Annotated in this window: 11 protein-coding genes; all 11 read left to right on the top strand. The window is 69.9% G+C overall.

Annotated features, from left to right (window positions below):
- Window positions 1-844, top strand: an 844-nt coding sequence (locus tag QZ483_RS03285; protein ID WP_297081562.1) for a glycosyltransferase family 4 protein, incomplete at its 5' end; no start/stop codon positions are given.
- Entirely contained in the window at window positions 841-1,749 is a 909-nt protein-coding gene (gene pdxS, locus QZ483_RS03280; protein WP_297081561.1) for a pyridoxal 5'-phosphate synthase lyase subunit PdxS, read from the top strand. The genes QZ483_RS03285 and pdxS, both read left to right, overlap by 4 nt.
- Window positions 1,739-2,782, top strand: coding sequence for an NUDIX hydrolase (locus QZ483_RS03275; RefSeq protein ID WP_297081560.1), 1,044 nt, complete (start codon window positions 1,739-1,741; stop codon window positions 2,780-2,782). The genes pdxS and QZ483_RS03275 overlap by 11 nt, the downstream gene beginning before the upstream one ends.
- The gene (pdxT, locus tag QZ483_RS03270; protein WP_297081559.1) at window positions 2,779-3,363 is read left to right on the top strand and encodes a pyridoxal 5'-phosphate synthase glutaminase subunit PdxT; all 585 of its coding nucleotides are present in this window, start codon (window positions 2,779-2,781) and stop codon (window positions 3,361-3,363) included. The genes QZ483_RS03275 and pdxT overlap by 4 nt, the downstream gene beginning before the upstream one ends.
- Before the next feature lie 98 nt (window positions 3,364-3,461).
- Window positions 3,462-4,217, top strand: coding sequence for a YebC/PmpR family DNA-binding transcriptional regulator (locus QZ483_RS03265; RefSeq protein ID WP_297081558.1), 756 nt, complete (start codon window positions 3,462-3,464; stop codon window positions 4,215-4,217).
- 16 nt (window positions 4,218-4,233) lie between these two features.
- Window positions 4,234-4,788: a crossover junction endodeoxyribonuclease RuvC gene (gene ruvC, locus QZ483_RS03260; protein WP_297081557.1), complete on the top strand. Its 555-nt coding sequence runs from the start codon at window positions 4,234-4,236 to the stop codon at window positions 4,786-4,788.
- 90 nt (window positions 4,789-4,878) lie between these two features.
- Window positions 4,879-5,472 carry a Holliday junction branch migration protein RuvA gene (gene ruvA / locus QZ483_RS03255; protein ID WP_297081556.1) on the top strand — a complete coding sequence of 198 codons (594 nt, stop codon included), beginning with the start codon at window positions 4,879-4,881 and terminating at the stop codon, window positions 5,470-5,472.
- Window positions 5,465-6,535, top strand: a complete 1,071-nt coding sequence (gene ruvB, locus QZ483_RS03250) for a Holliday junction branch migration DNA helicase RuvB (RefSeq protein ID WP_297081555.1) — start codon at window positions 5,465-5,467, stop codon at window positions 6,533-6,535. The genes ruvA and ruvB overlap by 8 nt, the downstream gene beginning before the upstream one ends.
- Window positions 6,536-6,614: 79 nt before the next feature.
- Window positions 6,615-8,516 (top strand): protein translocase subunit SecD, encoded by a 1,902-nt coding sequence (gene secD, locus QZ483_RS03245; RefSeq protein WP_297081554.1) that lies wholly within the window; start codon window positions 6,615-6,617, stop codon window positions 8,514-8,516.
- A complete protein-coding gene (gene secF / locus QZ483_RS03240) occupies window positions 8,513-9,598 on the top strand; it encodes a protein translocase subunit SecF (RefSeq protein WP_297081553.1) in 1,086 nt (361 codons plus the stop codon). The genes secD and secF overlap by 4 nt, the downstream gene beginning before the upstream one ends.
- Window positions 9,599-9,640: 42 nt before the next feature.
- Complete coding sequence (locus tag QZ483_RS03235) at window positions 9,641-11,887, top strand: bifunctional (p)ppGpp synthetase/guanosine-3',5'-bis(diphosphate) 3'-pyrophosphohydrolase (RefSeq protein ID WP_297081552.1); 2,247 nt, start codon at window positions 9,641-9,643, stop codon at window positions 11,885-11,887.
- Window positions 11,888-11,950 lie beyond the last annotated feature (63 nt).

Raw genomic sequence — 11,950 nt, 5'->3', positions numbered from 1 at the left:
CATCGCGATGGGGGCGCGCATGGGTCCCACGGTCGCGACCTTCCACACGTCGAACGAGCAGTCGCGCATCATGCGCAACGCCAAGCCGTTCATCAAGCCCGGCTATGAGGAGCTCGACGCCCGCATCGCGGTGTCGCCCTCCGCGGACAGGACCATCAAGCGTCACCTGCGCGTCGCCGCGACGCACATCATCCCGAACGGCGTCGACACCGCGGCGTTCGTGAACGCGGAGCCCGTCCCCGAGTGGCAGGGCACCAAGAAGGCGCCCACGATCGGGATCCTGGGCCGCATGGACGAGCCCCGCAAGGGCCTCGAGGAGTTCCTCACCGCGATTCCGTACGTGCGGCGGCGCCACCCGCACGCGCGCTTCCTGGTCGCGGGCCGCTTCTCGGATCGCATCGCCGCGCACGCCGCACGCGCGGGCGCCGAGGTGGTGGGGGAGCTCGATGAGGGCATGAAGGCGCGGTTCATGTCGTCGGTCGACGTCTACTGCGCGCCCAACCTCGGGGGCGAGAGTTTCGGCATCGTGCTCGTCGAGGCGATGGCGGCAGGCGCAGCGGTCGTGGCGAGCGATCTGGTCGCGTTCCGCGATGTCGCCACGGATGCCGACGGCGAGGTCTGCGCGGCGCTGCACACAGTGGGCGACTCGGTCGAGCTCGCGGCACGCGTCAACACCCTGATCGAAGAGCCGCACGCGCGGCGGGACCTCGCCGCGCGGGGCCAGGAGCGCGCTGGCACCTTCGACTGGCGCCAGGTCGCCCCGCGGATCGAGGAGACCTACCGCGACGCGATTAGACTGGAAGCAGAATTCCACCCCCATCCACCGAAGGACAGCAACGCATGAGCGACACCGCCAAGAGCACCACCCCCGAGGTCGGAACCGACCTGGTCAAGCGCGGCATGGCCGAGATGCTCAAGGGCGGCGTGATCATGGACGTGGTCACCCCGGAGCAGGCGAAGATCGCGGAGGACGCCGGTGCGGTCGCGGTGATGGCGCTCGAGCGAGTTCCGGCAGACATTCGCGCCCAGGGCGGCGTGTCCCGCATGAGCGACCCGGACATGATCGAGGGCATCATCGAGGCCGTCTCCATCCCGGTGATGGCGAAGGCGCGCATCGGCCACTTCGTCGAGGCGCAGGTCCTCGAGTCGCTGGGCGTCGACTACATCGACGAGTCGGAGGTCCTCACCCCGGCCGACTACACGCACCACATCGACAAGTGGAACCTCACCGTGCCGTTCGTCTGCGGGGCCACGAACCTGGGCGAGGCGCTGCGGCGCATCTCCGAGGGCGCGGCCATGATCCGCTCGAAGGGCGAGGCCGGCACCGGAGACGTCTCCAACGCCACCACTCACATGCGCAAGATCCGCGCCGAGATCAAGGCTCTGACGGCGACTCCCGAGGACGAGCTGTACGTCGCCGCCAAGGAGCTCCAGGCTCCGCTGCCGCTGGTCAAGGAGATCGCGGCCACGGGCAAGCTCCCCGTGGTGCTGTTCACGGCCGGCGGTATCGCCACCCCTGCGGACGCCGCGATGATGATGCAGCTGGGCGCGCAGGGCGTGTTCGTGGGCTCCGGCATCTTCAAGTCGGGCGATCCGGCGACGCGCGCCAAGGCCATCGTCAAGGCGACCACCTTCCACGACGACCCCGACGTGATTGCGGAGGTCTCGCGAGGGCTGGGAGAGGCCATGGTCGGCATCAACGTGGACGAGGTTCCCGAGCCGCACCGCCTCGCCGAGCGTGGCTGGTAGTACCGACGAGCTGAGTTCCGCGGCCGCGGCGAGCGGCCGACGGTTCCGCCGCGCGGCGCGCCTGCTGCTGGTCGATGACTCGGCCGCTGAGGCGCGCCTCCTGATGGTGCGCGAGACCGACGTCCGCGGGAGCGGCGCGACCTACTGGTACACACCCGGTGGCGGGATCGAGGACGGCGAGACCGCCCTCGCGGCGGCGGTGCGCGAGCTCGCCGAGGAGACGGGCCACGTCGTGGAGCCGGAGTCCGTGGTGGGACCCGTGATCCGGCAGGTGTCGCTCATCAGCTTCGCTGGTCGCGAGACCGAGCAGCACGAGGAGTTCTTCGTGGTCCGCGCATCGGACATCGTCGAGACTGTGGGGCGCCAGCTCACGCAGGACGAGCACGAGACGATGGACGAACTGGTCTGGCGCACGGCCGCCGACCTCGCGCACGAGCCGCTCCCGGTGTGGCCGAGCGTGCTGCGCGGACCGTGGGACTTCCTCGACAGTTCCGGGGACGCGGTGGACCTGGGCGTCGAGCTGCGCACCGCGCGCGTCCACCGCCGCGGCGCCCGAGTCCTGCTGATCGACCGCGAGGGAGGGACGCCACGGATTCTCATGATCCGCGGCCACGACCCGCATCAGCCCGACCGCGCCTTCTGGTTCACCCCCGGGGGAGGCATCGAGCCGGGCGAGGCTCCCCGCGCGGCTGCGGTGCGGGAGCTCGCGGAGGAGACCGGGCACGTCCTCGAGCACGGCGAGCTCCACGGCCCGGTGTGGCGCCGCACCGCGCTGTTCGACTTCGCCTCGCGCCCCTACACGCAGCACGAGGAGATCTTCGTGGGGCGGCTGGAGGACGCCGAAGCGAGGGCGAGGACGACTGCCGAATGGTCCGCCATCGAGGCGGAGACCATTGACGAGGTCGCATGGATGACGCAGGAGGAGGTGCGCGACGCCTCGATCGAGGTGTTTCCGCGCGAGCTGAGGGAGCCGTGGGACGCGTTCGTGGACTGGGACGGCGTCACGAGGGACTTGGGAGTGGAGAGCGAATGACGATCGCGGGAGTGCTGGCGCTGCAGGGAGACGTGCACGAGCACCAGGTGATGCTCGAGTCGCTGGGGGCCGAGGTGATCCGGGTACGCAGGCTGTCCGAGCTGGACGCGGTCGACGCTCTCGTGATCCCTGGGGGCGAGTCGACCACCATGGACAAGCTCCTGCGCGCCTTCGACCTCCGGGACCGTCTCATCGAGCGCCTGCGGAACGGTCTCCCGGTCCTGGGGTCGTGCGCGGGCATGATCATGCTCGCCCGCGACATCGAGGGCGGGATCGAGGGGCAGCAGACGCTCGGCGCGATCCCCATGACGGTGCGGCGCAACGCGTTCGGGCGTCAGGTCGACTCCGCCGAGGTGGATCTGGTGTGGGAGCCCGACGGATCCGCCATGCACGCCACCTTCATTCGCGCGCCGTGGGTGGAGTCGCGTGACCAGGATGTCGAGGTGCTGGCCACCGCCGACGGCCCCGACGGCTCGCGGCACCCCGTCGCGGTGCGTCATCAGCACGCGATCGCGACGTCCTTCCACCCCGAGATCTCCGCGGACACTCGGGTTCACGAACTGCTGCTCGCGTTCACCTGACCAGCGCGGCGGGGGAGCGCGGCGCGTGCACCGGACGACGGTCCGCGCCTGAGTAGACTGGACGGCAGTCCTTTCGTCTCGCAGCACAGGGAGCACATGTGTCCGGCCACTCCAAGTGGGCAACCACCAAGCACAAGAAGGCGGTCATCGACGCGAAGCGGGGCAAGCTCTTCGCGAAGCTGATCAAGAACATCGAGGTCGCGGCCCGCACCGGCGGCGGCGACCCGGCGGGCAACCCCACGCTGTTCGACGCGATCCAGAAGGCCAAGAAGTCCTCGGTCCCCAACGACAACATCGACCGCGCCGTCAAGCGCGGCTCGGGCGAGGACGCCGGCGGCGCGCAGTACGAGACCATCATGTACGAGGGCTACGGCCCCAACGGCGTCGCGATGCTCATCGAGTGCCTCACGGACAACCGCAACCGCGCCGCGATGGAGGTCCGCACCGCGCTGACGCGCAACAACGGCACCCTCGCCGACCCGGGCTCCGTGTCGTACCTCTTCACGCGCAAGGGTCAAGTGGTGGTCCCCAAGGAGGGCACCACCGAGGACGACGTCATGATGGTGACGCTGGACGCCGGCGCCGAGGAGATCGAGGACGCGGGCGAGGTCTTCGAGATCACGTCCGAGGCCACGGACGTGGTCGCGGTCCGCACCGCGCTGCAGGAGGCCGGGATCGACTACGACTCGGCCGAGGCGGCGTGGGTGCCGTCCATGAAGGTCGACCTCGACGTCGACGGCGCGAAGAAGATGCTGAAGCTCATCGACGCGCTCGAGGACTGCGACGATGTCCAGAACGTGTTCGCCAACATGGATGCCTCCGACGAGGTGCTCGAGGCGGCCTCCGCCGAGTGATGATCGGCTGACCCGCGTGCGCATTCTCGGCGTCGACCCTGGGCTGACGCGCTGCGGGCTGGGCGTGATTGACGCCTCGGGTGCGCGCAAGGTCTCGCTGGTGCACGTGTCCGCGGCGACCTCCCCGGCGGCGGACGAGACGCCGGCGCGCATCGCGCTCCTGGCCGATGCGGTCGAGAGTGTCCTCGACGAGCACCGACCCGACGCAGTCGCCCTGGAACGGGTGTTCGCGCAGCACAACGTCCGCACCGTGATGGGTACCGCGCAGATCTCGGGCGTCGTCATGCTGGCGGCGCAGCGTCGCGGGCTGCCGGTCGCGCTCTACACCCCGTCCGAGGTGAAGGCTGCGGTCACGGGCGACGGCCGTGCGGCCAAGGCCCAGGTGGGGTACATGGTCGCGCGCGTCCTGGGATTGGCGGAGGCGCCGCGCCCGGCCGATGCCGCGGACGCCCTGGCGATCGCCATCACCCACGCGTGGCGTGGGGGAGCAGCGCCCGCGGGCTCTGCCGCGACCACCGCCGCACAGCGGCGGCGGGCGGAAGCGGAGCGCGCCGCGCGCAAGCGTGGTTGACAAGCCCGACCCGCGCATCGGCGCGTCGCAGTGCTGCGGGGAGAGCACGTCCCGTACGGTGTTCGTACACATGTTCGAAGGGAGCCGTCCGTGATCGCTCAGCTCGCCGGCACGGTCCTGTCCGTGCGCGCGACGTCGCTCGTGATCGAGGTCGGGGGCGTGGGCATGCTCGTGCAGTCGACCCCTGCGACGCTCGGCGAGCTGCGCGCGCAGCAGCCGGCGCGGCTGCACACGACGCTGGTCGTGCGCGAGGAGTCGCTCACGCTGTTCGGCTTCGCGACGGAGTCCGAGCGCGACACCTTCGAGGCGCTCCAGGCCGTGCAGGGGGTCGGACCGCGCCTGGCGCTCGCAATGCTGTCCGTGCACTCGCCCGCGGCGCTGCTGACGGCCGTGCAGGACGGCGACCGCAAGGCCCTCGAGAAGGTCCCCGGGATCGGCGCGAAGGTCGCCTCGCGGCTGCTGCTGGAGCTGGGCGGCCGGCTGTCGCTGCCCGAGTCCGGCGAGCCCCAGGCGGCGAGCGCCGATGCGCGGCCCCAGGTCGAGGAGGCGCTCGTCGGGCTCGGCTGGAGCCAGAAGGCCGCCGCGGCCGCCGTCGAGGCGGTCGCGAGCTCGCCCATCTCGGAGGACGAGGTCTCGGCCACGTTGAGGGCGGCCCTCCAGAGCATGGGCGGCTCGCGTGTCTGACGACCTTGGGGCGAGGGGTTTCGGCGACGACGCCCGGGTGGTCGACGTCGACGCGGACGCGCTGGAGCGCTCGGCGGAGGCCGCTCTGCGGCCGTCGACTCTCGATGAGTTCGTGGGCCAGCGGGTGGTGCGGGAGCAGCTCGATCTAGTGCTGCGCGCCGCTTCCGCGCGCGGCGCGACCGCGGACCACGTGCTGCTGTCCGGCCCCCCGGGACTGGGAAAGACCACTCTCGCGATGATCGTCGCTGCGGAGATGGGGGCGACGCTGCGCGTGAGCTCCGGACCGGCCATCCAGCATGCCGGCGATCTCGCGGCGATCCTGAGCTCTCTCGACGAGGGCGACGTCCTGTTCCTCGACGAGATCCACCGCCTCGCGCGTCCTGCCGAGGAGATGCTGTACCTCGCGATGGAGGACTTCCGCGTCGACGTCGTGGTGGGCAAGGGAGCCGGGGCCACCTCGATCCCGCTCACCCTGCCGCCGTTCACCGTGGTGGGAGCGACCACGCGCGCGGGGCTGCTGCCCGCGCCGCTGCGCGATCGCTTCGGCTTCACGGCGCACCTGGACTTCTATGAGCCGCACGAGCTCCACGCGATCGTCGAGCGTTCCGCCGGGCGGCTCGGATTCCCCGTGCACGGCGAGGCGGCCGCAGAGATCGCGGCACGGTCGCGAGGCACCCCGCGCATCGCGAACCGCCTGCTGCGCCGCGTGCGCGACTGGGCCGAGGTTCACGGCGCCGGCCATGGCGATCTGGACGCGGCCCGTGAGGCGCTGACGGTGTACGAAGTCGATCAGCGCGGGCTGGACAGGCTGGACAGGGCCGTCCTGGGCGCGCTGTGCACCCGCTTCGGCGGCGGGCCGGTGGGGCTGTCGACGCTTGCGGTGTCGGTGGGCGAGGAGGCGGAGACCGTGGAGACCGTCGCTGAGCCGTTCCTCGTGCGCGAGGGCCTCATGAGCCGCTCGCCGCGCGGCCGGGTGGCCACGGCCGATGCGTGGGCTCATCTCGGTCTCCAGCCGCCCGCGGATGCGGTCGCCGGCGAGCAGTCGCGCCGGCTGTTCGACTGACGCGGGTTCGACTACGGCCGCGTGAGGCCCTAGAATCGCGTGGGCTCTTCCGAGCCCAGTGAACTTCTCAAGGAATCCAGTGTCTAAAGTCACCAACGGCGCGCGCAGATCGCTGATCTGGCTCGCATCGATCCTCGTCGCCATCTACGGACTGCTCGCGGTGGGGGCGCTCACGGGCAACGCCTCCTGGACTCCCGGGCTGGCCCTCGACCTCGCCGGCGGTCGTCAGATCATCCTGACCCCCGTGCTCGAGGAGGGGGCGACACAGGAGATCGAGCAGTCGGATCTCGAGCAGGCCGTCGAGGTGATTCGCGATCGCGTCGACGCCTCTGGCGTGGCCGAGGCCGAGATCACGACCCAGGGCAACAACATCGTCGTCTCGCTGCCCGGCACTCCGGATCAGGCCACGATCGACCTCGTGTCGCAGGCGGCCCAGCTGCAGTTCCGACCGGTGCTGCTGGTGGGAAGCCCGAGCGCGACGACGACGGAGTCGACCGACGAGTCCTCCGTCGAGCCGACCGCCGAGCCGACGGCATCGGTCGAGGGCGAAGAGGTGACCTCCTCCGAGCCGACGCCCACGCCGAGCGCGTCCGAGGTCGCCAACGTCGTGACGGGCTCCGCGGCGACCGAGGCCGAGCCGAGCGCCTCGCCCAGCCCGGTGCTGCTCGACACGGCCACCGACGGCTCGGACGACGAGTCCGTCGAGACCACCGAGTCGACGACGCCTGACATCGAGACCACTGACCCCTCGTCCTTCGAGTGGCTCACCGCTGACCTGACGGCGGAGTACCAGGCCCTCGACTGCCTGGACGTCGCCAACCTCGCCGGCCGTCCGATGGGAGACCCGGACACCGGCCACGTGGCCTGTGCGCAGTACGGCCTCGAGAAGCTCGCGATGGGCCCCGTCGAGCTCACCGGCGACGACCTCGAGACCGCGTCCTCGGGCCCGCAGGTGAACGCCGCTGGAAGCTTCACGGGCGACTACGAGGTGCGCCTGCAGTTCGACTCCGATGGGGCCGACAAGTTCGGCGAGGTCACCACCCGCCTCGTGAGCCTCGAGGAGCCGCGCAATCAGTTCGCGATCATCCTCGACGGTGTCGTCATCTCGCACCCGACAGTTCAGGTGCGGATCACCAACGGCGAGGCCTCGATCACCGGCGCGTTCACGCAGGAGGAGGCCGAACAGCTCGCGAACCAGCTCAAGTTCGGTGCGCTGCCGCTGAGCCTCGAGGTCCAGTCGAACCAGCAGATCTCCGCGACTCTCGGTGCCGATCAGCTCCAGAAGGGGCTCATCGCCGGCGCCATCGGTATCCTGCTGGTCGCGGCGTACTCGCTGTTCCAGTACCGCGCGCTGGGCTTCGTCACGATCGCCTCGCTGCTGATCGCGGGAGCGACCACCTTCGGCATCATCTCGCTGCTCTCCTGGGGGCTCGGGTACCGGCTGTCGCTCGCCGGCGTCGCCGGCCTGATCGTCGCGATCGGCATCACCGCGGATTCGTTCATCGTCTACTTCGAGCGCATCCGCGACGAACTGCGCGAGGGTCGCTCGTTGCGATCCGCCGTGGACCACGCGTGGAAGCGCGCGCGCCGGACCATCCTGGTCTCCGACGCCGTGTCGCTGCTCGCTGCCGTGACCCTCTACCTGCTCGCCGTCGGCGGTGTGCGCGGCTTCGCGTTCACTCTGGGACTCACGACGGTCATTGACGTCATCGTGGTGTTCCTGTTCACGCACCCGGTCATGGTCCTGCTCGCGCGGACCACGTTCTTCGGAGACGGGCACCGGCTCTCGGGACTGGACCCGCGGCAGCTGGGCCGGGACACCATGTACAAGGGCCGTGGGCGCGTGGTGCGCTCCGAGGGCCCGACCCTCGCGGAGCGCAAGGCCGCCGAGCGCAAGGCCGCCGCCGGCGGTGAGACGGACGCCGATGCCGACGACGCATCGGCCGAGGGCACCGGCGAGAAGAAGGAGTCGGCACGATGAAGGGCAGCCTCGCCACCTGGGGAAACCGCCTGCACTCGGGCGAGAAGACCTATCCGATCGTTGCGCAGCGCAAGCGCTGGTTCGCCATCTCGGGCGTCCTCATGGCGTTCTCGGTGACGATCCTCGTGACGCTGGGTTTCAACCTGGGAATCGACTTCACGGGCGGATCGCAGTATGTGGTCGCCAACGTCGAAGACGTCTCCACCGCGCCCGCCGAGGACGCCGTCGCCGCCGTGGCACCGGGCGAGCAGCCGCGCGTCACGCAGTTGGGCGAGAACGACATCAGGGTGCAGGTGGGATTCCTCGAGCCCGATGAGCAGCTCGAGCTCACGGAAGCCCTGGCGGACGCCTACGGCGTGCCGACCGAGGACATCAGCTTCGACCAGATCGGCCCCACGTGGGGTGCCCAGGTGGGCCAGGCTGCGCTGCAGGGCCTCGTGATCTTCCTCCTGCTCGTGTTCCTGGTGATCACGCTGTACTTCCGCGCGTGGCGCATGGCCGTCGCCGCGATCGTGGCGCTGATCCACGACCTGCTGTTCACCGCCGGCATCTACGCCCTCACCGGTTTCGAGGTCACGCCCGCGACGGTGATCGGATTCCTCACGATCCTGGGCTACTCGCTCTACGACACCGTGGTGGTGTTCGACAAGGTGCGCGAGAACACGGCCAATCTGCAGACCCAGAACCGCTACACGTACGCCGAGCTCGCGAACCTCGCCGTCAACCAGACCCTGGTGCGGTCGATCAACACGTCGGTCGTGGCGCTGCTGCCCGTCGCGTCGATCCTCTTCATCGGCACCTGGCTGCTGGGAGCCGGCACGCTCCTCGACATCGCACTGGCGCTGTTCGTCGGCATGGCCGTCGGCACCTACTCGTCGATCTTCGTCGCGACACCCCTCGAGGTGGCGCTGCGCGGCAACGAGAAGGCGATCAAGGACCACACCGCCCGCGTCCTGGCCGCACGTGAGTCCGGCGAAGCGGATGTCGCGGTCAACACCGATGGCACGGTGCGCGTGGGCGCACTTCAGCCGGGCCACCACCAGGGTGTGGGGTCGCAGCCGCGGCGCAAGGGACGCCAGTAGCGCCAGTACACTGGTTCTCACCCTGAGGGAAGGAGGACCGGAGTGACGGAGACCCGTTCGCCCGCGCCCTCGGGGCCACTGGCGTTCCTGCGCCGACCGGCGAAGGAGCCCACGGCCATCGACGGCCTGCTCGACACCTTCAGGCGGATGTACCCGAAGGGCAAGACGGGCCTGATCGAGCACGCCTACCGGGTGTCCGCGAAGGCCCACGAGGGTCAGACACGCAAGAGCGGCGAGCCGTACATCATCCACCCGATCGCGGTGGCGCAGATCATCGCGGACATGGGTCTTCCCGACACCGTGATCGCGGCCGCGCTGCTGCACGACGTGGTCGAGGACACCGAGTACCCCCTGTCGCAGCTGCGCGAGGAGTTCGGCTCGGAGGTCGCCTCGTTCGTCGACGGCGTGACCAAGCTCGACAAGGTCACCTACGGGGACGCGGCCCAGGCCGAGACCGTGCGCAAGATGGTCGTGGCGATGGCCAAGGACATCAGGGTCCTGGTGCTGAAGCTCGCCGATCGCCTCCACAACGCCCGCACGTGGAAGCATGTCTCTCCCGAGAGCGCGCGTCGCAAGGCCCAGGAGACCCTCGAGATCTACGCGCCGCTCGCGCACCGCATGGGCCTCAACGCGATCAAGTGGGAGCTCGAGGACCTGTCCTTCAAGACGCTCTATCCGAAGATCTACCAGGAGATCGTCGACGTCGTGGCCGAGCGGGCGCCCGAGCGGGAACGCTCCCTCGCCGAGATCTCAGCCCAGATCGACGGCGAGCTCAAGACCATGAAGATCAGGGGAGTCATCACCGGGCGCCCCAAGCACTACTACTCGGTCTATCAGAAGATGATCGTGCGCGGCCGCGACCTCAACGACATCTACGACCTGGTGGGCATCCGCATCCTCGTCGAGTCGGTGCGCGACTGCTACGCCGTGCTGGGCGCGATGCACGCGAAGTACCAGCCCGTGCCCGGGCGCTTCAAGGACTACATCGCGATGCCCAAGTTCAACCTCTACCAGTCGCTGCACACGACGGTGATCGGGCCGCGCGGCAAGCCGGTCGAGCTCCAGATCCGCACCCACGAGATGCACCGCCGCGCGGAGTACGGTCTCGCGGCCCACTGGCGCTACAAGGCCAACGCCAAGGGCGAGGGCTCGGGCGGCTCGGGGGAGATGGGCTGGCTGCGCCAGATCGCGGACTGGCAGCAGGAGACCGCAGACCCCTCCGAGTTCCTCGACTCCCTGCGCGGGGAGATCTCGCGCGCCGAGGTCTACGTCTTCACTCCCCGCGGGCGCCTGCTGTCGCTGCCGCAGGGCGCCACGCCGGTGGACTTCGCTTACGCGGTCCACACCGAGGTGGGCCACAAGACCATCGGCGCCAAGGTCAACGGCCGGCTGGTGCCCCTCGACTCGACGCTGGACAACGGCGACACCGTCGAGGTGCTGACGACGTCGGACGAGAACGCCCACCCCAAGCGCGATTGGCTCGACTTCGTCCAGTCGACGCGTGCGCGCAACAAGATCCGACAGTGGTTCACGCGCGAACGGCGCGAGGAGTCGGTCGAGACGGGGCGCGACATGCTCGCGCGGGCCATCCGTCGCCAGCACCTTCCCATGCAGCGCCTGATGTCGAAGTCCACGCTCCTGGCCCTCGCGAAGGAGATGCACTACGACGACGTCGATGGGCTGTACGCCGCGATCGGCGAGCACAAGGAGCAGGCCTCCGACGTCGTCGCCCGGATGGTCGAGGCGGTCGGCGGCGCCGAGGGCGCCGATGAGGACGTCACGGAGATCACGCGCCCGGGGACCACGGGCGCGCGCTCAGCTCGGCGGGGCGACCCCGGCATCTCGGTGCACGGACTGTCCGACGTGGTCGTCAAGCTCGCGAAGTGCTGCACGCCCGTGCCGGGCGACCCGATCCGTGGATTCGTGACGCGTGGCAACGGTGTCAGCGTGCACCGCCCCGACTGTCAGAACCTCGGAGCTCTCGCCGAACAGGAGGAGCGCTTCATCGACGTCCAGTGGACCGGACAGTCGAACGCGGCGTTCCTGGTGCAGATCGAGGTCGAGGCCCTCGACCGCAACCGCCTGCTCAGCGACGTCGTGAAGGCGCTGTCGGACTATCACGTCAACATCCTCGGCGCCAACGTGTCGACGAGCCAGGACCGCGTCGCGCTGAACACGTTCACCTTCGAGATGGCGGATCCCTCGCACCTCGGCGCGGTGCTCGCCGCGATCCGCAAGATCGACGGGGTCTACGACGCCCGCCGCATCACCGGCGCCAAGCGCGACTAGCGCGACTAGCGCCACTGGCGCGACTGGCGCGACCAGCGAGACTCAACCAACGCGACCGGCGCC

The sequence above is a fragment of the uncultured Demequina sp. genome (genome assembly GCF_913055775.1).
In the GTDB taxonomy this organism is placed as follows: Bacteria; Actinomycetota; Actinomycetes; order Actinomycetales; family Demequinaceae; genus Demequina.
Note: the sequence above shows the minus strand (reverse complement) of the source record. Positions and strands in the feature narration are given on the sequence as shown.

Bases quoted from the DNA above. Each gene is read 5' to 3' on its own strand.
- pdxS (WP_297081561.1), top strand. From the start codon at position 841: ATGAGCGACACCGCCAAGAGCACCACCCCCGAGGTCGGAACCGACCTG.
- pdxT (WP_297081559.1), top strand. From the start codon at position 2,779: ATGACGATCGCGGGAGTGCTGGCGCTGCAGGGAGACGTGCACGAGCAC.
- secF (WP_297081553.1), top strand. From the start codon at position 8,513: ATGAAGGGCAGCCTCGCCACCTGGGGAAACCGCCTGCACTCGGGCGAG.